28 protein-coding genes, 1 other RNA gene and 1 pseudogene are annotated in these 22,730 nt (G+C 39.3%); 23 read left to right on the forward strand and 7 right to left on the reverse strand.

Annotation, left to right across the window (positions count from 1 at the left end; translation table 11 throughout):
- The first annotated feature begins 76 nt into the window (after window positions 1-76).
- Window positions 77-784: a DUF2711 family protein gene (locus tag NQZ71_RS08550; protein ID WP_394374121.1), complete on the forward strand. Its 708-nt coding sequence runs from the start codon at window positions 77-79 to the stop codon at window positions 782-784.
- A gap of 69 nt (window positions 785-853) precedes the next feature.
- Here NQZ71_RS08550 and NQZ71_RS08555 read toward each other — a convergent pair whose 3' ends face one another.
- Window positions 854-1,240, reverse strand: coding sequence for a rhodanese-like domain-containing protein (locus NQZ71_RS08555; protein WP_144452662.1), 387 nt, complete (start codon window positions 1,238-1,240; stop codon window positions 854-856).
- 191 nt (window positions 1,241-1,431) lie between these two features.
- Here NQZ71_RS08555 and NQZ71_RS08560 point away from each other — a divergent pair, with 191 nt between their 5' ends.
- Complete coding sequence (locus tag NQZ71_RS08560) at window positions 1,432-2,268, forward strand: lipoate--protein ligase family protein (RefSeq protein ID WP_144452663.1); 837 nt, start codon at window positions 1,432-1,434, stop codon at window positions 2,266-2,268.
- 102 nt (window positions 2,269-2,370) lie between these two features.
- On the forward strand, window positions 2,371-3,396 hold the full coding sequence (gene splB, locus NQZ71_RS08565; RefSeq protein ID WP_144452664.1) for a spore photoproduct lyase: 1,026 nt from the start codon (window positions 2,371-2,373) through the stop codon (window positions 3,394-3,396).
- A 47-nt stretch (window positions 3,397-3,443) separates the two neighbouring features.
- On the opposite strand, the gene NQZ71_RS08570 is transcribed toward splB, so the two are convergent.
- A complete protein-coding gene (locus NQZ71_RS08570) occupies window positions 3,444-3,647 on the reverse strand; it encodes a spore coat protein (RefSeq protein ID WP_317011674.1) in 204 nt (67 codons plus the stop codon).
- Window positions 3,648-3,848: 201 nt separating this feature from the next.
- On the opposite strand from NQZ71_RS08570, the gene NQZ71_RS08575 reads away from it, so the two are divergent.
- On the forward strand, window positions 3,849-4,733 hold the full coding sequence (locus NQZ71_RS08575; RefSeq protein WP_317011676.1) for a patatin-like phospholipase family protein: 885 nt from the start codon (window positions 3,849-3,851) through the stop codon (window positions 4,731-4,733).
- 123 nt (window positions 4,734-4,856) lie between these two features.
- Here NQZ71_RS08575 and NQZ71_RS08580 read toward each other — a convergent pair whose 3' ends face one another.
- Together NQZ71_RS08580 and NQZ71_RS08585 are read right to left on the reverse strand one after the other, a co-directional pair.
- Window positions 4,857-5,234 (reverse strand): SA1362 family protein, encoded by a 378-nt coding sequence (locus NQZ71_RS08580; RefSeq protein ID WP_144452666.1) that lies wholly within the window; start codon window positions 5,232-5,234, stop codon window positions 4,857-4,859.
- Window positions 5,235-5,399: 165 nt separating this feature from the next.
- Window positions 5,400-6,338 carry a DUF1385 domain-containing protein gene (locus NQZ71_RS08585; RefSeq protein WP_317011677.1) on the reverse strand — a complete coding sequence of 313 codons (939 nt, stop codon included), beginning with the start codon at window positions 6,336-6,338 and terminating at the stop codon, window positions 5,400-5,402.
- Between the two features lie 216 nt (window positions 6,339-6,554).
- Here NQZ71_RS08585 and NQZ71_RS08590 point away from each other — a divergent pair, with 216 nt between their 5' ends.
- The 4 genes from NQZ71_RS08590 (at window position 6,555) to ssrS (ending at window position 9,121) form a co-directional block, all read left to right on the forward strand.
- Complete coding sequence (locus NQZ71_RS08590; RefSeq protein WP_144452668.1) at window positions 6,555-7,097, forward strand: YqhR family membrane protein; 543 nt, start codon at window positions 6,555-6,557, stop codon at window positions 7,095-7,097.
- Between the two features lie 134 nt (window positions 7,098-7,231).
- Window positions 7,232-8,293 (forward strand): M24 family metallopeptidase, encoded by a 1,062-nt coding sequence (locus NQZ71_RS08595; RefSeq protein WP_144452669.1) that lies wholly within the window; start codon window positions 7,232-7,234, stop codon window positions 8,291-8,293.
- Window positions 8,294-8,313: 20 nt separating this feature from the next.
- The gene (gene efp, locus NQZ71_RS08600; protein WP_144452670.1) at window positions 8,314-8,871 is read left to right on the forward strand and encodes an elongation factor P; all 558 of its coding nucleotides are present in this window, start codon (window positions 8,314-8,316) and stop codon (window positions 8,869-8,871) included.
- Window positions 8,872-8,930: 59 nt separating this feature from the next.
- Window positions 8,931-9,121, forward strand: a non-coding RNA gene (gene ssrS / locus NQZ71_RS08605) — 6S RNA.
- A 53-nt stretch (window positions 9,122-9,174) separates the two neighbouring features.
- Here the strand turns inward: ssrS and NQZ71_RS08610 are convergent.
- From NQZ71_RS08610 to NQZ71_RS08620, 3 genes and pseudogenes are all read right to left on the reverse strand, one after another.
- A complete protein-coding gene (locus NQZ71_RS08610; protein WP_317011736.1) occupies window positions 9,175-9,378 on the reverse strand; it encodes a LysM peptidoglycan-binding domain-containing protein in 204 nt (67 codons plus the stop codon).
- A pseudogene (locus tag NQZ71_RS08615) lies at window positions 9,358-9,765 on the reverse strand (M23 family metallopeptidase); the annotation flags it as partial. The gene NQZ71_RS08610 and the pseudogene NQZ71_RS08615, both read right to left, overlap by 21 nt.
- Window positions 9,766-9,870: 105 nt before the next feature.
- Complete coding sequence (locus NQZ71_RS08620) at window positions 9,871-11,241, reverse strand: alkaline phosphatase (RefSeq protein ID WP_317011678.1); 1,371 nt, start codon at window positions 11,239-11,241, stop codon at window positions 9,871-9,873.
- A gap of 196 nt (window positions 11,242-11,437) precedes the next feature.
- Between NQZ71_RS08620 and spoIIIAA the strand changes: the two genes are divergently transcribed.
- The 15 genes from spoIIIAA (at window position 11,438) to NQZ71_RS08695 (ending at window position 22,456) form a co-directional block, all read left to right on the forward strand.
- Window positions 11,438-12,361 carry a stage III sporulation protein AA gene (spoIIIAA, locus tag NQZ71_RS08625; protein WP_144452673.1) on the forward strand — a complete coding sequence of 308 codons (924 nt, stop codon included), beginning with the start codon at window positions 11,438-11,440 and terminating at the stop codon, window positions 12,359-12,361.
- On the forward strand, window positions 12,362-12,877 hold the full coding sequence (gene spoIIIAB / locus NQZ71_RS08630) for a stage III sporulation protein SpoIIIAB (RefSeq protein WP_144452674.1): 516 nt from the start codon (window positions 12,362-12,364) through the stop codon (window positions 12,875-12,877).
- Window positions 12,878-12,894: 17 nt separating this feature from the next.
- Window positions 12,895-13,101, forward strand: a complete 207-nt coding sequence (spoIIIAC, locus tag NQZ71_RS08635; RefSeq protein ID WP_127737492.1) for a stage III sporulation protein AC — start codon at window positions 12,895-12,897, stop codon at window positions 13,099-13,101.
- Window positions 13,102-13,112: 11 nt separating this feature from the next.
- Window positions 13,113-13,505, forward strand: coding sequence for a stage III sporulation protein AD (gene spoIIIAD / locus NQZ71_RS08640; RefSeq protein WP_182103747.1), 393 nt, complete (start codon window positions 13,113-13,115; stop codon window positions 13,503-13,505).
- A 29-nt stretch (window positions 13,506-13,534) separates the two neighbouring features.
- Window positions 13,535-14,749 (forward strand): stage III sporulation protein AE, encoded by a 1,215-nt coding sequence (gene spoIIIAE / locus NQZ71_RS08645; RefSeq protein WP_144452675.1) that lies wholly within the window; start codon window positions 13,535-13,537, stop codon window positions 14,747-14,749.
- A gap of 14 nt (window positions 14,750-14,763) precedes the next feature.
- Window positions 14,764-15,384 (forward strand): stage III sporulation protein AF, encoded by a 621-nt coding sequence (gene spoIIIAF / locus NQZ71_RS08650; protein ID WP_127737495.1) that lies wholly within the window; start codon window positions 14,764-14,766, stop codon window positions 15,382-15,384.
- A gap of 7 nt (window positions 15,385-15,391) precedes the next feature.
- Window positions 15,392-16,084, forward strand: coding sequence for a stage III sporulation protein AG (gene spoIIIAG / locus NQZ71_RS08655; RefSeq protein ID WP_275005869.1), 693 nt, complete (start codon window positions 15,392-15,394; stop codon window positions 16,082-16,084).
- Window positions 16,085-16,097: 13 nt separating this feature from the next.
- Window positions 16,098-16,676 carry a SpoIIIAH-like family protein gene (locus NQZ71_RS08660; RefSeq protein WP_260055380.1) on the forward strand — a complete coding sequence of 193 codons (579 nt, stop codon included), beginning with the start codon at window positions 16,098-16,100 and terminating at the stop codon, window positions 16,674-16,676.
- A 237-nt stretch (window positions 16,677-16,913) separates the two neighbouring features.
- Window positions 16,914-17,390, forward strand: a complete 477-nt coding sequence (gene accB, locus NQZ71_RS08665; RefSeq protein WP_144452678.1) for an acetyl-CoA carboxylase biotin carboxyl carrier protein — start codon at window positions 16,914-16,916, stop codon at window positions 17,388-17,390.
- 16 nt (window positions 17,391-17,406) lie between these two features.
- Window positions 17,407-18,765 carry an acetyl-CoA carboxylase biotin carboxylase subunit gene (gene accC / locus NQZ71_RS08670; RefSeq protein ID WP_144452679.1) on the forward strand — a complete coding sequence of 453 codons (1,359 nt, stop codon included), beginning with the start codon at window positions 17,407-17,409 and terminating at the stop codon, window positions 18,763-18,765.
- A gap of 14 nt (window positions 18,766-18,779) precedes the next feature.
- A complete protein-coding gene (locus NQZ71_RS08675) occupies window positions 18,780-19,187 on the forward strand; it encodes an Asp23/Gls24 family envelope stress response protein (protein WP_127737500.1) in 408 nt (135 codons plus the stop codon).
- 295 nt (window positions 19,188-19,482) lie between these two features.
- On the forward strand, window positions 19,483-19,872 hold the full coding sequence (gene nusB, locus NQZ71_RS08680; RefSeq protein ID WP_144452680.1) for a transcription antitermination factor NusB: 390 nt from the start codon (window positions 19,483-19,485) through the stop codon (window positions 19,870-19,872).
- A 113-nt stretch (window positions 19,873-19,985) separates the two neighbouring features.
- Window positions 19,986-21,329 (forward strand): exodeoxyribonuclease VII large subunit, encoded by a 1,344-nt coding sequence (gene xseA / locus NQZ71_RS08685; RefSeq protein WP_144452681.1) that lies wholly within the window; start codon window positions 19,986-19,988, stop codon window positions 21,327-21,329.
- A gap of 7 nt (window positions 21,330-21,336) precedes the next feature.
- The gene (xseB, locus tag NQZ71_RS08690; RefSeq protein WP_127737503.1) at window positions 21,337-21,567 is read left to right on the forward strand and encodes an exodeoxyribonuclease VII small subunit; all 231 of its coding nucleotides are present in this window, start codon (window positions 21,337-21,339) and stop codon (window positions 21,565-21,567) included.
- A 4-nt stretch (window positions 21,568-21,571) separates the two neighbouring features.
- Window positions 21,572-22,456, forward strand: a complete 885-nt coding sequence (locus NQZ71_RS08695) for a polyprenyl synthetase family protein (protein WP_144452682.1) — start codon at window positions 21,572-21,574, stop codon at window positions 22,454-22,456.
- Window positions 22,457-22,730 lie beyond the last annotated feature (274 nt).

Below are 22,730 nucleotides of genomic sequence, written 5' to 3' on the forward strand. Positions count from 1 at the left end.
AACAGATGCGCCCATTGCCTTAGCAATGGGTTTTTTAATAAAGGCTCGACCATATTTATTTGGTGATTTTATATTCATGTTAATGAAAAAAGGAGGTTATTCTTTGTTAGATTATATTTGGATTGATGACAGGTCACCTATATTAAAACAACTTCCGAGCAACTTTAAATCCGCAGCCATATTACTCCACCCTTTTATCCAAATGCCTTCAGGATGGGAGGTGATTAAGAGGGAAAACACTTGCCAACACATTTATCCAAGTAATGAAGAGGCCTCTACTATTGGAAATCCTGTTTCTTGGCGGCAAATAATGTCTTATAGTGGGCTAGAGTCTTACAGAGCGCTTGCATTAGCCTTATTAACCTCAATCTGTGCTTTAAAAAAAGATTATAAAAGAGAGGACTTGTCTAATAAGTTAAATTCAAGCCTAAAACCAGACCTTTATTATCCAACAGATGATAGTACCACTGTATTTTTATTAGATAGATTACTGAAAGTCCTTAGCTCAAAAGGGGCTTGCAGGCTATATTATTTAGATCCGATCTTGGATAACTGTGGGGAATTAAATATAAATGAAACTACTGCTTTGGATATAAGTAATCTATTGTATAAAGAGATAATTGTGACTGATGAAAATAGGGATTTCGCTTTTATGAGTTTGTATGAATCCTTTACAACCTTATTATTTGCAAGAGACAAAAATATAGAACATATTGTTCGATCGATGAATTGTGAAGCAATTATATGTGACGAAACAACGTTTATTAACTGGTATTTTAAATAAGGAACTTCTAATGTAGCTGTTTATGGTTTAAATAAAAAAGGACACTCATTAAAGTGTCCTTTCGTTCATTTATGAATTTTTTGTTTTCACTTTTCCAGACCATTTTTTGAAACCGCCTTGAAGTTGTGACAGCTGTCTGTAGCCTTTGCGGTGTAAAAATTGAGCCGCTCTTCCACTTCTCATGCCATTTTGGCAATATAAGTAGACAGGCTTGTCTGAACGGATTTCCCCTTTGCGCATTTTTAATTGGGAAAGTGGGATATTTCTAGCTCCGAGTACGTGACCAGCACTGAATTCATTTGGTTCCCTAACATCAATCAGCTGGGCTTTTCTGTATCCTTGACGGAACTCATCTTCTGAAATCGTCTTAACTATCTTGCGTTGATAGAGATATACGATTATAGAATAGATAGCAAAAATGGCTATCGCGATTAATAGAGTATAAACTGCTTGCAATCTTCATTTCTCCTTTCGAATACATGATGCTCTACTTCTATTATATAAGTGAAACCTTATAGTAGTAAAGCAATAGTTTATAGGGAATGCTGGCAAGTTTTTTTATGTGCTTGTTCCTTTTCAAGCTTGTTCGTTTTTGTTAGACTTATTCACGGGTATATTTACATATTTTAACGTAAAGAGGGTTCACGATGACGAAAGAAACATGGAGATTTATTGATACTGGAAACAGTTCCCCTTCTTTTAACATGGCATTGGATGAGGCACTTTTAGATTGGCATTCGACAGGAGATTTTCCGCCAGTCATTCGTTTTTATGGCTGGAATCCAGCAACATTATCGATTGGATATTTCCAAAAAGTAGAAAAAGAAATTGACATGGATGCTGTGAAGGAATTGAACCTAGGCTTTGTCAGAAGACCAACAGGAGGAAGGGGAGTGCTGCATGAGCATGAATTGACATATAGTGTCATTGTCTCAGAGGAGCATCCTGATATGCCGAAAACAGTGACTGAAGCCTATCGAGTCATTTCAGAAGGCATTCTGCAAGGTTTTCATTTGCTTGGTCTTGATGCTTATTTTTCTGTGCCGAAAACAGAGGAGCAAAAAGCGTCACTTAAAAACCCGCGGTCTGCTGTATGTTTTGATGCACCAAGCTGGTATGAACTAGTTGTCGAAGGCAGAAAAGTAGCCGGAAGCGCTCAAACAAGGCAAAAGGGAGTTATCTTGCAGCATGGTTCCATTCTGTTGGATTTAGATGAAGACAAGCTGTTTCGTCTTTTCAAATATTCAAATGACAGAATTAAGGAAAAAATGCAGGCTGCTTTCAAGGAAAAAGCAGTTGCGATCAATGCAATAACAGATAAGCAAATCACGATTGACATGGCGAAAAAAGCCTTTAAAGAGGGATTTGAACGTGGTCTTAATATTGAGCTGCAGGAGTATGAGCTAACCCGAGAGCAGCTTGCATATGTAGAAAAGCTTGCAAAAGAAAGATATGAAAATGATGAATGGAATTTCAGAAGATAATAAAGCGTACTGGATGGGGGAAATTCCCTGTCCTCTTTTTTATATTTTGGCAAACATTATATATTATAGTCAGAAAAATAAAAGAGAGGGCGATTTGCCGACATGAAGCCATTTGTACCACAATTAGTTTATATAGAGCCGAAAGCATTGGAATATCCGCTCGGACGTGAATTAAAAGAAAAATTTGAGAAAATGGGTGTGGAAATAAGAGAAACGACCTCCCACAATCAGGTCAGAGGAATTCCTGGTGACACAGAGCTCCAGCAATACAGGGTTGCAAAATCAACTCTTGTGGTCGGCATAAGAAAAACATTGAAGTTTGAAACCTCCAAACCTTCCGCAGAATATGCGATTCCTTTAGCAACTGGCTGTATGGGACATTGCCATTACTGTTATTTACAGACTACCCTTGGAAGTAAGCCGTATATAAGAACGTATGTCAACCTGGAAGAAATTTTTGACCAGGCACAGAAATACATGGATGAAAGAGGCGAACAAATAACAAGATTTGAAGCAGCCTGTACGTCTGATATTGTCGGTCTTGACCATTTGACCCATTCCTTAAAAAAGACAATCGAATATTTTGGGAAATCCGACAAAGGTCGTCTCCGGTTTGTAACAAAATATCATCATGTCGATCATTTGCTTGATGCAGAGCACAATGGGCATACTCGATTCCGATTCAGCGTCAATTCTCGCTATGTTATTAAAAATTTCGAGCCTGGAACTTCCACCTTTGATGAACGGCTTGAAGCGGCAAGGAAGGTTGCTAATGCAGGCTATCCGCTCGGCTTTATTGTTGCGCCAATCTATTTGCATGAGGATTGGAAGGAAGGATACTTCGAATTATTCCAAAGGCTGTCAGATAGCCTGCAAGGAGTTAATCTTTCTAATCTGACATTTGAATTGATTCAGCACCGCTTTACAAAACCAGCTAAAAGAGTAATTGCGAAAAGGTATCCGAAGACAAAGCTTGAGATGAATGAGGAAAAAAGAAAGTATAAATGGGGCAGATACGGTATTGGAAAATACGTGTATCAAGACGACGAGGCGAAAGATTTGGAAAATACAATCAGAGGATATGTAGCGCAGTTTTTCCCTGAAGCAGAGGTTGCTTACTTCACATAATGTATAAATTGGAGGGCGCATAAACTTAGTTTATGCGCCCCATTTCATTAATAATAATATCCACCGTATGGATAACCAAAGCCTCCATATGGAGGATAGCTATATCCACCGTATATTGCAGGACCAAGAAGTGCTCCTGTTGCAAGCCCGCCAAGTACACCTAGCCCAAATCCTGCACCTCCGAATCCAGGTCTTCCATAACCAAAACCAGGTCTGCCAAATCCAATTGGTCTTCGCACATTATGATTCATGATGCTTACCTCCTGCATTTTCTAATTCTGTTCATCATAATATATGTGCATTAGTCTACCTGCGATTGGATGAACGTCACGACTGTAAAAAAATCAATGGTGTGTTGTGGATTTATTAAATAAATGGCTTGCCTGCTGTACTATTTTTCTGATTTGAAGATTAAAGTGTATCAATGCTGCAATAAAAGGGGAGAAGGCATTATGCACATTGATGGCGTTTTTTCAGGAGGAGGCATAAAAGGTCTTGCCTTAATAGGGGCATACGAAGTGTTGGAGGAAAAGGGTTTTACGTTTGAGAGAGTAGCAGGGACAAGTGCTGGTTCCATTGTGGCTGCTTTTGTGGCCGCTAAATATACTGGTAAAGAAATAGCCGGGATGCTCGAGCAGCTTGACTTGTCCACATTATTGGACGAAAGAAAGCTTCTCATTCCTTTTCCTTTTACGAAATGGCTGTTTTTGTATTGGCGACTTGGTTTATATAAAGGCATTGCCTTAGAGAAATGGCTGGAGGAAAAGCTAGCAGATAAGGGAATCAGGACATTTTCAGACCTACCGAAGGATTCTTTAAGAGTAATTGCTTCTGATATTACAAATGGAGTCATGCTAGTGCTTCCAGATGATCTGCCTAAATATGGGATAGAACCAGCCAGTTTCTCTGTAGCAAAAGCAATTAGAATGAGCTGCAGTTTGCCGTTCTTTTTTGAGCCTGTAGCCCTTGGCACAAAGCAAAACAAAAGCATTATTGTGGATGGCGGAGTTCTCAGTAATTTTCCGATGTGGCTGTTTGATAAAGAGAATGTTAAGAAGATAAGACCAGTAATTGGGATAAGGCTTAGCCATAAGCAGTCAGAACACCCGAAGCATATGATTAAAAATGCCTTTCATTTGTTTGGTGCGATGTTTGAGACAATGAAGGATGCACATGATTCCAGATATATTTCGAGAAAGCATGAAAAAAATATTATATTTATCCCGTCAGAAGGAGTCATGACGACAGAGTTTACTTTAACGAAAGAAAAGCAAGGAGAAATAATTCAGTTTGGAAGGGATTATGCGAAGAAATTCCTGCGAACATGGACGTACTAAAAAAAAAAATCGAGCCTGCCCATTGGAGTAGGTCGATTTTTTTACGGCACTTGGCTTATTTTGAAATTAGAAGCATTTATATTAGGCAAAAAGGATGCAGGGATTTGCCTTCTTTAAAACAGGTCAAAATGTTGCCCGGTTTTTCTTTTTGCTCTTTTTTCCTTCGATAACAGTCAAGTGTGCACTGCTTGCGCTTCTTTTTTTGCCCTTGAAGGTTGCTGTTTTTGCTTGAGCACCTTGTTTAGGCAATATTTTTCCTTTTGTGTGCTGTTGTCTTTTCTTTGATCTTTTTGCCGCTTTAACAAAAGCCTTTTGCTCTTTTCTTTCAGGGCTAGCTTTGTAAAATCGTCTAACAATAAACCAGATGAGTAGTCCAATAACAACTAATGAAAGTATGTTTTGCATAAACCCAACAGGATTGGAAACGACTGATGATACTAATCCTATTAAAGCTAATAAGCAGACAATCCCAATAACAAGAAAAGGAATTCGATTCTTCAAGAAAAGCCACCTCCCTAAAAGCATGATGAGCATTTTTTACAACTTTTAAACTTCTATTAAAAAAAGTTTATTCACATCATATAAATTTGTTGCTTTAATGAAGCGCTAGACAAAAGATTTTTTTAAAAGCCTTTTGTTAAGTTATATCCCCTGATTTTAGCGGTGTTAATCCGCTGCAAGAATGGCTTTTTCCGATTCTTCTTCTCTGCGCTTTAATTCCTTAAAGGAATAGATGGCTACTTCCACCTGATCGTCAGTCGGCTCTTTTGTTGTTAAAAGCTGCAGCCAAAGACCTGGCAAGCCTAAATATTTCAATACAGGAATATCGCGAAGTTTATTGGTTAATTGAAGAACTTCAAACGAAATACCAAGGACAACAGGAATTAAAGCAATTCTGCTTAATATCCGTTCTATAAAGGAGTCTGTTGGGAAAAGTAAATACAGAAACAGACCAACAAATACAGTGAACAATATAAAGCTGCTTCCACAACGATAATGAAGTCTTGACTGTGCTTGCACATTTTCTACTGTAATGTCTTTGCCATTTTCAAATGCATTTATAACCTTATGCTCAGCTCCGTGATATTGAAATACGCGTTTAATAAGAGGAGTCAGTGAAACAAAGTAAATATAACCAAGTAAAAGAAGCAGCTTAAAGAAGCTTTCGAGTAATATTTGAGCAACGTGTCCGCTGATAACAGGCTTAAAAAATTCCGCCAAAAAGGCAGGCACTAATGTAAAGATGAATTTGCCAAACAGGAAGGAAAGGATTCCAATTGCTGCAACTCCTAAAATCATCGTCATTTTGGATGGTTCTTTTTCTTCCAGCTGGACGTCTTCGCTTGGGTCGACATCATAGCGGTCTGTTGAGAAGTTTAAATGCTTTGTCCCATTCCCGCTTGATTCAATAATAGCGACAATCCCTCTTATGAAGGGGATTTTTTTTAGTTTGGTCAGCTTCGGATTGTGTTTTCTCGGCAAATGAAAATAATCAATGGATTGATCCTTGCGTCTTATTGCAGTCACGTAATGATTTTTGCCGCCAAACATGACGCCCTCAACTACTGCCTGTCCTCCGAATACTGGTTTTTGCTCATTTGACATGAATATTTACACCAACCTCAGGTTAAATTAGGGTGGAAAAGCAAATGATTAATTGTTTTCTCTGTTGGATGGATATGTTGTTCCATCACTATAATTCCCCTATTTACATATTACTAAAAATTTAGAGAAACAACTAGCCTAACGAATTTTAAGTAATTTATAGGTCTTGTTAACAGAGAAGAAAGATAAAATATTCATAGCGGGAGGCATATGGAAATGACAAAGGAAAAAGAAGCGGAAAATCACAGTGGAATAGCAAAAGAGCCATCTATGCATTTCATTACACTTGTTATATGGACAGGGCTATTTGGGGGGATATTTTGGTCCTTCATGGGATTTCTCGCTTATTATTTCAATATGACGGAAATAAGACCAAATGTCATATTGGAGCCGTGGGCAATCGGAAGCTGGAAAACTGGTTGGCTTGGAACACTTATTAGTATTGGTGCAATCGGATTTTTTTCATTAATGGCAGCATTTGGGTATTATCTTTTACTTAGAAAATTTAAGTCCTTTTATATTGGCGTCGGTTTTGGAATAATGGTATTTGGCGTTGTTTTCATCATCTTAAATCCAATTTTTCCGAGCATCAAGCCATTTATGCAGCTTAGTTTAAATACGATAATCACTTCTATATGTCTTTATGTGCTTTGGGGAGTATTTGTCGGCTATACGATTTCTTATGAAGAAAGTGAAATTAGGACGAAAAAACAAAAAGAAAACAAACGTGAGGCGAACATTTCGGGTAGTGAAGGATAATTAATCTATGATAGAATGTTCTACATGAGCATTCTTTTTTTATCATTGCCAATGTTCAGAAGCTTTTACATAAATTCTATCTTTTTAGTGGAATAAAATTTTAGTAAATAATTAGTATCGGGGAGAGAACCTTAATGGAGAAATTAACGAAATTACGGGAAGCTTTAGCAACTGCTGGTGTGGATGGCATTGTTATTGCCAGCAATTATAACCGCCGCTATATCAGTAACTTTACAGGTTCTGCTGGTGTGGTGTTAATCAGTGGAGAGGGAGCTAAATTCATTACAGACTTCCGCTATACAGAACAGGCTGCAAGTCAATGTGTTGGTTTTGACATTGTAAAGCACAGCGGTCCTATTCAAAAGGAAGTGGCAGAGCAGGCAGAAAAACTAGGGATCAAGAAGCTTGGTTTTGAACAGGATTACTTGACATTTACGGAATACAGACTGTATGAAGCTGTATTTAAAGGCGAACTAGTTCCTGTTTCTGGTCTTGTGGAAAAGTTACGCTTGATTAAGAGTAGGGAAGAGATTAAGATATTAAAGGAAGCAGCGGAGATCGCAGATGCCGCTTTTGCCCATATCCTTGAGTTCATTAAGGTTGGGAAGACTGAACTGGAAGTATCGAATGAATTAGAGTTTTTTATGAGAAAAGCAGGTGCGGTATCATCGTCCTTTGACACGATTGTTGCTTCTGGAACTAGATCTGCATTGCCACATGGTGTGGCATCAGAAAAGTTAATCGAAGCAGGCGATTTTGTGACAATGGATTTCGGGGCATATTATAAAGGATATGTGTCTGATATTACGAGAACAGTTGCCGTTGGCAAACCAGACGAAAAGCTAAAGGAAATATATGATATTGTCCTCCAAGCTCAGTTAAAAGGAATGGCAGGAATTAAACCGGGACTTACTGGCATTCAGGCTGATGCATTGACGCGCGATTACATAAGTGCACATGGATATGGTGAATATTTTGGCCACTCTACAGGTCATGGAATCGGTTTAGAGGTCCATGAAGGACCAGGACTTTCTTCTAAATCGGAGACAGTTCTTGAGTCAGGCATGGTTGTAACGGTTGAACCAGGCATCTATATTCCAGGTCTGGGCGGGGTTCGCATTGAGGATGATACTATCATAACAGATGATCATAATGAAGCTTTAACCCATTCACCAAAAGAATTGATTATTTTATAGGATTAACAGGAGGATCATTTATGATTTCAGTAAACGATTTTAAAACAGGTTTAACAATTGAAGTGGATAACGGAATTTGGCGTGTATTGGATTTCCAACATGTTAAACCAGGAAAAGGCGCTGCATTCGTACGTTCTAAATTAAAAAACCTTCGTACAGGAGCAGTTCAAGAAAAAACGTTCAGAGCAGGCGAGAAGGTTGCGAAAGCACAAATTGATAACCGTAAAATGCAATACTTGTATGCAAGCGGTGACCAACATGTGTTCATGGACCAAGAATCTTATGACCAAATTGAGCTTTCTGCAGATGCAATTGAATATGAATTGAAGTTCTTGCAAGAAAATATGGAAGTTTATATCATGATGTACCAAACAGAAACACTTGGTGTTGAGCTTCCAAATACAGTAGTGCTTGAAGTAACAGAAACAGAGCCTGGTATTAAAGGTGACACTGCTTCTGGCGGTACTAAGCCTGCGATTTTAGAAACTGGCCTTTCTGTGCAAGTTCCTTTCTTCATCAACCAAGGCGACAAATTGATTATCAATACAGCTGAAGCGAGCTATGTATCTCGCGCGTAATTTCAGTTTACGGTTTTTACCATTTGCGTTTCATGTATGGATGCTGTATTATATAAATATAATCGCTGCGTTGTACGTTATCGTATGAAGTTTCAACCTTTATCGTTAATTAGGGAGTTCTATATTAAAGAAGGATCAGCATGCCTTATGATTAGCTCATTAGGACATATGAAGAAATCTTTTGCGAACACCCACCTGGTGGAGCAGGTTTTGAAACTCCATACACCTAAGCGGCAAATGCGGCAAAAAAGAAGAGAACATTGTTCTCTTCTTTTTTTTGTGGAAATTAAATTATTTATGCAGTTAGCTTTCCGGTATGATAAGCTTTTGACCTGCATAAATTTGGTTTATATTTTGAATATTATTCGCTTCAGCAAGAGCAGAAACCGAGACACCGTATCGCTGGCTTATTGCTGACAGTGTATCACCGGCTGCAATCGTATAAGATTTAGCAGGTTTGCTTGGAGCAGTGCTTTGCTGGTTTTGGTTTTCATCTAAATAAGGAATTGGATTGACTGCATTTGATTTAGCGCTATTCCATCTTCCACGATGAAGTTCAAAATGCAGATGCTGTCCTGTCGATTGGCCAGTGTTGCCCATGACACCGATAGTTTGTCCAGCTTTGACTCTTTCACCAACAGAAACCCTTCTTGAACCAGAACGCAAGTGAGCATAAACAGTTTCCCAAACCTGCCCACCAACCTGATGGACAATCATGATGCACTCCCCATAGCTTGAGGAAACATAGGAGCGAGAAACAGTCCCATCAGCTGCAGCTGCAATCGGGTTTGTGCCAGACTTCGCAAAGTCGACTCCAAAGTGCTTGTTAGAACCAGTAGTTCGGAAAGGGTTGCTGAGATTGGTAACGGATGTTGGTCGCCTAAACATGGAAATCACCTCCAAGATATGTTATGTACAAAAGAGGAGGGAAGCTTGGACACTAATTCTTTTTAAAAAGAAAAAGGCACAGCCTAAGGTTGCTGTACCTTTTGTACATGCTTAATTTCCAAAGTCATAGCCTTTCATATTAGCAATAATCTTTGAAATATCTGTATTATCAATGACTCCATGGAACTTTTCTGCACCTTTTCCATAAGCAAATAAAGCAATCATATTACCTGTATGACCTCCCGTTGTTCTGCTAAGCTGCTGTGTAGTGCCATCCAGTATGCCAGCATGATAATGCCTGGCAATGATTCTTCCTATTTCTCTGCCGACCTTTTGCTCCGGATAAATACTTCCATCCTGCTTTTTTATTCTTTCCTTAAATTGCGCCAACTCTTCTTTTGTTAGCTTAATATTTGCGTATTTTTGAAACAACTCCATAATACTTTCCGTTGTATAATCTTTTGTATTTGCTGCCTTCGTTAATTTTTGTGCCATTAATTCTGGTGTTATTTGAATGTTTTTTAATGCCTTTATGTCCATCGGCTCTGTCACCGAAATCCCCATTGTTTCATGATCTGCTACAACAATCACTAAAGTGTCCTTCCGTTTTTGCGCCCATTCCACACAGTATTTGACTGCTTTATCAAATTCAATTGTTTCTTTCCATATACTCGGAATATCAGTTGAGTGAGCTGCGTGATCAATTCTCGCTCCTTCTATAACTGCAAAGAATCCATTATTACCGTTTGCAAGTGTTTCAATTGTTTTACCAGCCATTTCTGTCAATGTTGGCTCCGTGCTTTTTAGCTCCTTTCGATCTTGTTTAAAGGAAAGGTGCTTGCTAGCGAAAAGACCTAGTATTTTGTCACCATTTGATGAGGCAAGCTCTTTTTCTGATGTGACAAACGTGTATCCTCGATCTTTGTATGCTTCTATTAACTCCCTATTTTTCCCGAAGTACATCGCTCCGCCGCCCATTACGACGTCAATGTTGTTTTTCAATTGCTGTCTCGCAATTTCCTCCTGATCTGCCCATCTATCCTTAACACTAGCTGTAAAGCTTGCTGGAGTGGCATCTGTCACACTATTAGTCGAAACAATTGCCGTCTTATTTCCATTAGCCTTAAATACATCCAGAATACTTGGAGAGTCCTTGCCATCCTTCGTCATGCCAATCATGCCATTGTTTGTTTTTTTCCCAATAGCGATGGCAGTTCCTCCTGCTGCAGAATCCGTCACATTATTATTTGCAGAGTACGTTTTGACAAGGGCGGTGTACGGCAGTGTTTGCAAAAATAACCTGCCTTCTTTTCCATGCTCAAATAGGCTCGCAATTTCCATTTGGCCAAGACCCATTCCGTCTCCAATCAGAAGAATGACATTTTTCGGACCATTAGCTGCTTTAGCAGCATAAGGCAAGCCTCCAAAAGCCATACAAATAGCGAGAAGCAGACAGATACAGTGAACTAATTTTGTTTTCATTCAAAAGACTCCTTTTTAAGTAAATGTTTCTTATAGCTTTTGGAATCTGCGAGCTTTTTAGTCGTATTTATAAAACTGCTAAAGAACGAGAACAGGCAGTCATAATATTGTTCTTCGTGCATACATTTTAATAAGTCGCATTATAAGCCAGTGATTTTAGTTGAGTTGGACAACCTTAAAAAAGGAGAAAAGCGCTGTGAACACATTCTATTCATTCTTGCCCAAAAAAATAGCTGATCAACTACTCACACTCTCTCCTGATGAAAGAGAGCGAATAGAAGAAATCAGAATCCGTATTGGGAGACCATTGGAAATATCTCTACATGACGGTGTTCGATTTATCGATATGGAAATGACGAAGGAGGATGCCGTTCAGTTTCTTAATAAACTCAGTCATTACTCTGTTTATACAATGGATGAAGAGCTGAAGAGGGGCTACATCACCGTCGAAGGCGGCCACCGCGTTGGTCTTGCAGGTAAAGTTATCTTAGAGGAAAGTTCAGTCAAGGCGATTAGGGATATTGCTTCCTTTAATGTGCGAATAGCAAAGGAGAAAATTGGCTCTGCAGAACCATTCGCACCGTTTCTCTATAACGGGGCGAAATGGCTGCATACGATGATTATTGGGCCACCGCAAACAGGAAAAACAACGATATTACGAGATTTAGCGAGAATTGCTTCAACAGGAAATGCAAAGCACAAAATCCCAGCCCTTAAGGTCGGGATTGTCGACGAAAGGTCTGAAATAGCTGGATGCTTGGATGGCATTCCTCAAATGACATTTGGAACACGGGTAGATGTTCTTGATTCCTGTCCAAAGGCAGAAGGAATGATGATGATGATCCGTTCTATGAGTCCAAATGTCCTTGTTGTCGATGAGGTTGGCCGCAAGGAGGATGGAGAGGCGATATTAGAAGCTGTAAATGCAGGCATTCAGCTAATTATGACTACACATGGGACTTCATTTGAGGAAATTAAAAACAGACCAACACTTAAACCGATTATTGAATCGGGAATTTTTGAAAGATATGTAGAGCTGAATAGGGCAAACGGCCCTGGGACTGTTAGTGCTATTAGAAATGGCAATGGACAGATCTTAAGGGAAATGAAGGTGATGTAAATGATGAAAATAATTGGTGCAATCATCATTTTAGCCACCACAAGCCTTGGCGGAATGGAAATAGCAAAATCATTTAGTGAAAGACCGAAGCAGCTTAGGCAATTGAAATCGGCTTTGCAGTCTTTAGAAGCAGAAATCATGTACGGTCATACACCACTGCATGAAGCGGCCAGACGTTTATCGGAGCAGCTCCATCAGCCCTTAAGCACTTTTTTCGAAAATTTTTCGCAAAAGCTCATGACAGAAGAAACAACGGTAAGGGATGCTTGGACAACCTGTCTTGATGACATTTGGAAAAGGACGGCAATGAAAAAGCCTGAATTGGAAATTATGAAGCAGTTCGGTGAAACGCTCGGCAGACATGACAGGGCTTCCCAGCAAAAACAAATTATGCTGACACTAACGCATATTGAAAGAGAAGAGCAAGAGGCAAGAGACCATCAATTGAGATATGAAAAAATGTTTAAAAGCTTAGGCGTGCTTTCAGGGCTATTGATTGTCATTTTATTGATGTAGGTTTAGGAGGAGACATAATGGGTTTAGAGGTGGATATTATCTTCAAGATAGCTGGTGTCGGCATTGTTGTAGCTTTTTTGCACACGATACTAGACCAGGTTGGAAAAAAAGAGTATGCACAGTGGGTAACATTATTTGGCTTTATCTATATTTTATTTATGGTCGCCAACATCGTAGATGACTTATTCCAAAAAATCAAATCGGTTTTCTTATTTCAGGGATAAAGGGGGATACGATCATTGAGATTCTTCAAATAGTCGGAATTGCCCTTATTTCGACCTTTTTAGCCTTAATCATAAAAGAGCAAAAACCCAATATCGCCTTTTTGCTTGTTGTTTTTGTCGGCTGTGTCATTTTTCTTTTTCTCGTTGATCAAATTGCTTCCATCATTGAAATGGTGGAAAGAATCGCTCTTAATGCGAAAGTGAATACCGTATATGTAGAAACAATCTTAAAGATTATCGGAATTGCTTATATTGCTGAATTTGCTGTTCAAATAACAAAGGATGCTGGACAAGGTGCAATAGCATCCAAAATTGAATTGGCGGGGAAAATTTTAATCCTGGCAATGGCTGTGCCAATCCTAACAGTCCTTGTAGAAACAATCATTAATATGATTCCGAATTAATGTAAGATGTTTAATCTTGAGGTGAACTAATGAAAACGAAACTAAAAATTGTACTATTATTCCTATTCACATTCTTTTTATTCATTAATCCAGTTGTACAAGCAGAATCTCCTCAAGAAGATACAGAAGAAGCAGCAACTAGTCAGGCATTTAGCCCGGAAGAGGTCGTTCAATCCCAAATAGACAGTCTTGATTTAACAGAGCTGAAAGGCTTTTGGGAAAGCATTACGAATGAGTATGGAGGCTATCTGCCAGAGATTCAAAAGGGAAGTCTCTATGACTTTATCAAAGGCGAAAAGGATTTTGACTTCAGTATGTTTTTTTCTGGCTTAACGAAGTTTATCTTTCATGAAATTGTCGTGAATGGCAAGCTGCTCGGATCGCTCATTCTATTGACTGTTTTCAGCATGCTGCTACAGATGCTGCAAAACTCCTTTGAAAACAGCTCCATTAGTAAGGTAGCCTATTCTATTGTGTTTATGGTTTTGATTATTTTAGCACTAAATAGCTTTCACGTCGCGATTACCTATGCCAATGAGGCGATCACAACCATGACAAGCTTCATTTTGGCGCTCGTGCCGCTGCTGCTTGCATTGATGGCAGCATCAGGAGGTGCGATATCGGCAGCGTTTTTCCATCCCGTTATTCTGTTCCTAATGAACACTAGCGGGATGCTGATTTCCTACGTCGTATTACCATTATTGTTTTTGTCCACATTGCTGCATATTGTCAGCAGCTTATCAAGTCAGTATAAAGTGACGCAGCTAGGTAATTTGCTTCGCAATATCAGCATTGGCATTCTTGGCATATTTTTGACAATCTTCTTAGGCGTCTTATCTGTTCAAGGAATATCGACTGCTGTTACAGATGGAATTACATTGCGTACAGCTAAATTCGTAGCAGGAAATTTTATTCCAGTAATAGGCAGGATGTTCACAGATACGGCTGATACTGTTATTAGTGCCTCGCTTTTGCTGAAAAACACGGTCGGGATTGCCGGTGTTGCCATTCTTTTGATAATTGTTGCTTTTCCGGCATTGAAAATTTTAGTAATCTCAATTATTTATAAATTTGCGGCAGCCTTGCTTCAGCCGCTTGGAGGCGGCCCTGTTATCAACTGTTTAGACATTATCAGCAAAAGCGTTTTATATGTTTTTGCAGCCTTGGCTATCGTTTCTCTCATGTTCTTTTTAAGTCTTACCGTTATCATCGCCGCAAGCAATGTGACGATGATGATGAAATAAGGTAGGTGATTAATATGAGCTATATAACAGAATGGGTTACTAATATCATTCTATTTGTTTTGCTGGCTACAGTGATTGATATGCTGCTGCCGAATTCTACATTTCAAAAATATGCAAAGCTCGTTTGTGGTCTTTTGCTGATCACCGTTATCCTGACACCAGTGTTTAAGCTTGTTTCAGGTGATTTTGAGAAAGTGCTTGAGGCGGCTACTACAAATCTTCCAGAAGAAAAAAATATAGAAAATTCGATAGAATCGCAAAAAAAAGAAATACAAGCATCACTTGATGAATATACATTAGAAAAAATGGCTGTCCAACTGAAGGAGGATGCCAACAAGGAGTTGATAGCAGATTACGGTGTCGAAATAGATTCCATTAAACTATCGTTAAATGATCAATCAAAAGAAAGCTTTCCAGACAATTTAGACAGACTTGTCCTAGTCCTGAAGGAGGCGGATGAGGAGTCACAGGGGGCAGTGGAAGCAGTCAGTCCTGTATCCATTGATACACAGCAACCCCTTCCAGAAAGCAGTGACAAAGAACAAGTGGATACAGCTAATATTGTTTCATTTCTATCAGGTAAATGGGATGTGCCAGAAGGTGACATCGCCATACTAGCTAAAGGAGGGGAGTAGTGCAGACATGGAAAAAGACAATGACAAGGATAAGGATAAGACCAAGACCAAGGACAAGGACAATCCACAGGGTCCAATCACTTTTCTGAAAAAAATGCTGTCTGGCAACAACAACAAAAAGCAGGGGAAGGCCCAGTATTTAATTATCGTTGTATTGTTCGGGGCTGCCATAATGCTGTTAAGCAATATGTTCTTTAAAGATGGTAACGCAGATGTCTCGGCATTCAGTCAAAACGAGACAGCAAGCACAGACCAGGCAGAAGAGGTATTTGGTCAAAAATCAGGCAAGTCAACAGATATTACTGATTACGAAAAGCTCTACACAGAACAGATAAAAGAGGCAATCAACGCTATGGCTGGCGTGAAGGACGCAGTTGTTTATGTCAATATTGATGGCTCTGAGACGAAGGTGTATGAGAAGAATAAGACCAATTCAAGCCAGACAACACAAGAAGAGGATCCTCAGGGCGGAAAACGAACTGTCGAAGAGAACTCCTCAGAAGAGAGTTTGGTAACAGTGCCAAATGGAGATAAGCAAGTTCCGATTGTGGTGGAAACAAAGAAGCCGACAATTAGAGGTGTTCTTGTCATTGCAAAAGGAGCTGAAAATATAAAAGTGAAAAGCATGATAGTCGAGGCAGTTACAAGGGCATTGGATGTCCCAAGCCACCGGGTATCTGTTCAAGCAAAACAAAATTAAGGGGGATTCATAAATGTTATTGAAAAAGCAAACGGTATGGTTATTGACAATGTTAAGCTTAGTGGTTGTATTGACAGTGTATTACACAACTTCACCAGAACAGACAAATGAATTTGCGGCAACAGAAGATGCAGCAAAGGAAAATACAGCAAAGGAAAATACAGCAAAGGAAGAAGCAGCTACTGAAAATGCTAAAGGAGAGCAAGCGGCAGAAGATGGTAGCTCTGTATCAACTATTGCCTCAGATGAAGTATTTGAAGAAATGAGATTACAATTGGATGAACAGCGTAGTAAAGAAGAAGAGCAGCTGACTGAAACAATGTCAGAAGCAAAGACAGCTGAGGAAAAAAGCGCGGCTCAAGACAAAATTGAGGAGCTGCAAAAGCTGTCTGATAATGAAAAAATGATGGAAACGCTTATTAAAGCGGAAAATTATGATGATGTTCTTGTCCGTGCTGTTGACGGAAAAGTGAATGTGACTGTAAAAGCTGGCGAGCTATCTGCTGAAGCAGCTAATGATATCGTCCAATTAGTTAGAGAAAACTTAAATCAGCCAAATGCCTTTGTTGCAGTAAAAATCGATCCAAAATAAGAAAAAAGGCAAAAAGGGAAGACAGCTTTCCTTTTTGCCTTTTTTTTATATTTGTCAGAAGAAAAAAGGATGTGAATAGTTATTTTCTGCAGAAAATGGTATGATAATTTAGCAGAAGGAATAAAAAACTGCAAGAAAAATGATACTGAATGATAGAAGTGGTTGAACTATTAGAAGGTCTTATCGTATGATATTAGTATCTAGTCATAAAGAATTGTAATGAAGGAGTGCAAAAGCATGTTAAAAATAGAAGAAATCAAGGATCTGATTAACCTTATCAACGATTCAAACATTAGCGACTTCGTATATGAAAATGAAGGAGCAAAAGTAGAAATCAAAAAAAATCGTCCTGAAGTTCAAGCAATCGCAGCTGTAAGTGCACCTGCACAGCAAGTTCAAGCAGTTCAGCCGCAAGCAGCACAAGTAGTCCAAGAAGAAGTGGCTCAAGCTCCTGCGGTAAGCTCAAATGAGAACTTACATAAAGTAACTTCGCCAATGGTAGGAACTTTCTATCAATCTGCAACACCTGATGCAGCTGCATATGTGTCTGTTGGAGATAAAGTGTCAAAAGATACAGTAGTATGTATTGTAGAGGCAATGAAGCTATTCAACGAAATCACGGCAGAGGTTGAAGGGGAGATTGTTGAAATTCTTGTCAAAGACGGCGAGCTAGTAGAATACGGTGAACCTTTATTTTTAGTGAAGGCTCTGTAAAGAGAGGGTTTAACATATGATTAAGAAGCTATTAATCGCAAACAGAGGAGAAATAGCGGTACGGATTATCAGAGCGTGCCGTGAATTGAATATTGAAACGGTAGCAGTATTTTCAGAGGCGGACAGAGAAGCCCTTCATGTTCAGCTCGCAGATGAAGCTATTTGCATCGGGCCGACTTCCTCTAAGGAAAGCTACTTGAACTTTACAAATATTATCAGTGCAGCAATGCTGACTGGCAGTGATGCCATCCATCCTGGTTATGGATTTTTGGCAGAAAATGCAGACTTCGCAGAGCTTTGCCGTGATTGCAACATAACTTTTGTGGGACCAAGTCCAGAAGCTATTAATAAAATGGGAACAAAAGACGTTGCGAGAGAAACAATGCGCGAAGCTGGCGTTCCGATTGTGCCAGGATCTCAAGGCATCATTAAAGATGTTGAGGAAGGCATTAGTCTTGCAAAGGAAATTGGCTATCCTGTTATCATTAAAGCAACTGCAGGCGGAGGCGGTAAAGGTATCCGTGTTGCGAGAACAGAAGAAGAGCTTATCAATGGAATTAACATCACTCAGCAGGAAGCTTTAACAGCTTTCGGTAATGCTGGTGTTTATTTAGAGAAGTTCATTGAAGATTTCCGCCATGTTGAACTGCAAGTACTTGCAGATAACTATGGCCAAGTAATTCATTTAGGTGAAAGAGACTGTTCTATCCAAAGAAGATTGCAAAAGCTTTTGGAAGAGACGCCATCTCCAGTATTGACAGAGGAAATTCGTGAAAGAATGGGTGCAGCTGCAGTTAAGGCAGCAGAAGCTGTGAAATACAGCGGTGCAGGCACGGTTGAATTTATTTACGATTACCAAAATCAACAGTTCTACTTCATGGAAATGAACACTCGTATTCAAGTAGAACACCCTGTTACAGAAATGGTCACAGGTATTGATTTAATAAAAGAGCAAATACTAGTAGCATCTGGAAAACCATTGGCTGTAACACAAAAGGATGTTGAATTTAATGGATGGGCGATTGAATGCCGTATCAATGCTGAAAATCCTGCAAAGAACTTCATGCCATCAGCTGGAAAAATCAATATGTATCTTCCTCCGGGCGGTTTAGGTGTTCGTGTTGATTCAGCAGCATATCCAGGCTACACAATCCCGCCATACTATGACAGTATGATCGCGAAGGTGATTACATATGGCGCGACAAGAAATGAAGCAATCGCACGTATGAAGCGCGCACTTAGTGAATTCGTTATTGAAGGCGTTCATACAACAATTCCGTTTCACTTGAAACTCCTTAATCATGAAAAATTTGTGGAAGGAAACTTCAACACAAAGTTTTTAGAGATGTATGATTTGATGAAATCTGAAGATTAAAGGGAGGAACCAAAATGAGCGAATCAACTATTTTAGATATGAACCAGGAATACACTGGCTTGGGGAAAGTGGAAATTGCTCCTGAAGTCATCGAAGTAATCGCTGGGATTGCAGCATCTGAAGTGGAGGGTGTAGCCCAAATGAGAGGAAACTTTGCTTCTGGAGTTGTGGAAAAGCTTGGTAAAAAGCTGCACAACAAAGGAGTTAAAGTGGAGCTCGCTGAAGATGGCATAAAGGTGGATGTCTACTGTGTAATGAACTTTGGCATTTCCATCCCGCAAGTCGCACAGCAAATACAAGATAATATTCGCCAAACACTGCTCAATATGACAGCGTTAGTGGCAGAAGAAATTAATATACATGTGGTTGGCGTTCAGTTTGAGAATGCTAAACAAGATACAGAAACACAGCAAGAGATGTAAATAAATAAGCTGCTTTGAGGATATGCTTAACTTTTTCTACATATAGCGTTCCAAGCTATGTGTAGAAAAAGCTGCAATGGCTCTTGGCAGCTTTTTTAGTGCGGAAAGTTTCCAAAAGTTTAATGGCGAATAGAAGTTTCTGTCTATATATGCTATTATCTTTTTAGCATGTTAAGATGGTAATATGGAAATGGCCGTATGACATAATGATAAAGAGTCCAAGACATGGATTCTTTAAAAGAATAATGGACAAGCATGTTTTAATCATGCAAGTGTTTAAAGGAGCATAAAGGAAATGAAAAGAAGAACGGCAAGAGAAAAGGCGCTTCAAGCGTTATTTCAAATTGACCTAAGTGAAATAGACAAGAATGAAGCAATCATCCATGCACTTGATGGCGAAAAACCGGATGTATATCTGTCTGCACTTGTTAATGGAGTGCTAGACCACCAAATATCAATTGATGAGCAAATAAGCAAGCATTTGGAAAATTGGACAATCGACAGAATTGCCAATGTAGACAGAAATCTATTAAGAATTGCTGTTTATGAACTAGTGTATGGCTCAGAAGAAGTGCCGGCAAATGTTGTCATTGATGAAGCGGTAGAAATTGCAAAAGCATATGGTGACGACAAGTCCAGCAAGTTTGTTAACGGACTGCTTTCTAAAATCAAAAACAGTTTGTAAAGCTTATGTAGAGGGAAATAGAAAGAATCGTTGACAAATAGAGATACGCGAACACAAAAAAGGGAAAGCAGATACACTGCCATTCCCTTTTATCCTGTAAGGGAGCGTTTAAAATGGAAAATAGGTATTTATCAATACAAGCTTTAACGAAATACATAAAAAGAAAATTCGACGCCGACCCCCATTTGCAGCATGTCCATGTTAAGGGAGAAATATCAAATTTCAAACAGCATAGCAGTGGGCATATGTACTTCACCTTAAAGGACGATAAGGCAAGAATCCTTGCTGTCATGTTTGCCAGAAGTGCCCAAGGAATGAAATTCAAGCCGGAAAACGGCATGAAGGTCCTTGTGAAGGCTTCTGTTACTGTGTATGAGCAAAGCGGCCAATATCAAATGTATGTCCAAGAAATGAGACCAGACGGTATCGGCGACCTGTATTTGGCTTATGAGCAGCTTAAGAAGAAATTGGAGGCAGATGGACTGTTTTCTGCTGCCCATAAAAAACCTATCCCTAAATATCCTGATACGATTGGGATTATCACTTCTCCAACAGGTGCAGCTATCAGGGACATACTTATCACCATCAAAAGGCGATATCCAATTGCCAAAATTATCATTTTTCCCGCCCTTGTGCAAGGAGAAGCAGCAGCACCATCTATCGTGAAAGCTATCAACAAGGCTAACAGCATGGAAACCCCACATATCGATGTATTGATTGTCGGTAGAGGTGGAGGATCCATTGAAGAACTTTGGGCATTCAATGAGGAAACGGTAGCAAACGCGATTTTTGCCTCTTCAATCCCTATTATTTCTGCTGTTGGCCATGAAACAGACTTTACAATTGCTGACTTTGTAGCAGACCTAAGAGCCCCGACACCAACAGGAGCAGCCGAAATGGCAGCCCCACATATGGAGGAGCTTATGGAAAGGGTGCTAACAAGAAAAGCAAGATTAATTCGGGCAACAAAGGAAAGGGTCGATAAGGAAAAGCACAGGCTCGGAAAAATGGAAAAATCCTACGCTTTTCGCTATCCGAAATTGCTGCTTGACCAAAAAATGGAGCAATTGGACAGACAAAATGAATTATTACAGCGCAATATAAATAAACTGTTTTTGCTTAAAGAAGAAAAGCATGAGTTAATCATGAGACGTCTTAGCAGAAGTCATCCGCAAGAGCTGCTGCATAATGCAGAAAAAGACAGAGTTAATTTGGAAAAAAACCTCGTACGAAACATGAATCTAATACACCAGAAAAAATCACATATGTTCCAATCGATTATTGGGAAAATGGATGCGTTAAGCCCGCTGAAAATTATGGAAAGAGGCTATAATCTGGCTTATTCTCCTGAGGGGAAATTGATTTCGAGCATCAAGCAGGTAAAAGAGGATGAACAAATTGAACTGCGTCTATCTGATGGAACAGTGGAGGCACGTGTAACATCTATTAAGGAGTGAAAGAACGATGGCTAAAAATGGATTATCTTTTGAAGAAGCGATGGAAGAGCTAGAGAAAATCGTAGAAAAGCTTGAAGAGGGAGATGTTCCTCTAGAAGAAGCAATTAATACATACAAAAGAGGCATGGAACTGTCTAAGTTTTGTCATGATAAATTAAAAAATGTGGAAGAACAGCTTGCAGAAATTGTTTTAGACAATGGGCAAAAAGAAGCTTTCTCCATAAACGAGGAGGAATAAGCGATTGTCTGGTCTCTCTTTAACAGCTTTTACGGAAAAATATAAAAAACTTGTAGAACAGGAACTGAAACACAGCGTATCACAGCTGGCAGCGCCAGAAATCATCTTGGACTCGATGCATTATTCGCTTTCTGCTGGAGGGAAAAGAATTCGTCCATTGCTAACCTTTGCGACGATGTCTGCATTCGGAAAAGATCCGGAAACGGGTATGCTTCCTGCAGCAGCAATTGAAATGATTCATACATATTCATTGATTCACGACGATTTACCAAGCATGGATGATGATGATTTGCGAAGAGGCATTCCAACTAATCATAAGGTTTACGGAGAAGCAATTGCCATATTAGCTGGTGATGCTCTTTTAACATATGCTTTTCAGCTAGTAACCGCAATGAAATTTGATGCGGAAACAAAGATAAAAGTGCTCGAAATTATCGCTAAAGCTGCAGGTGCAGAAGGAATGGTTGGCGGACAGGTTGGAGATATAGAGGGCGAAGGAAAAAATCTTTCTAAAGAAGACCTTGAATATATTCACGTCCACAAAACCGGGAAAATGCTTGAAGCAAGCATCCTGATAGGCGCAGTCCTTGCAGGTGCGGATAAGGAACAAATGGAGCTTTTGACAAGCTTTGCCTACCACTTAGGTCTTGCTTTCCAAATAAGAGATGATATCTTGGATGTTGAAGGTGATGAAGAACTGATTGGCAAACCGCTTGGTAGTGATGTGCATAATCATAAGAGTACATACCCTGCACTTTTAACGATGGACGGTGCTAAGAAAGAGCTGACATACCACTTAAGTGCTGCTAAAGAAAAACTTAATCAGCTATCACTTAAAACGGGGCTTTTGGAGGAAATGACAGATTTAGTCGGAAATCGCAACAGCTGACTGTGTTTAATACAGGAAGAATAAGGGTATATAGTGAGGAAGAAACCGCTTTATACAAGACGATTTAACCTTATACATGAAGAATATGCTGATATATGGCCGTTATCACTTTGTGTTAGCGGTTATTTTTAGGAGCTTTATGTTAAAATAAACTTATATGTACTATTGACGCGAAAACGGTTCGAAATGATTAATTGCAGCAACCTATTCTTTAACCACATAGTAAGACCTATATAGAATTACTTCCTATTAAGGTTGGTTGAATGGTATAATA

Origin of the sequence: Niallia taxi (assembly GCF_032818155.1) — a bacterium.
Taxonomy (GTDB): Bacteria; Bacillota; Bacilli; order Bacillales; family Cytobacillaceae; genus Niallia; species Niallia taxi_A.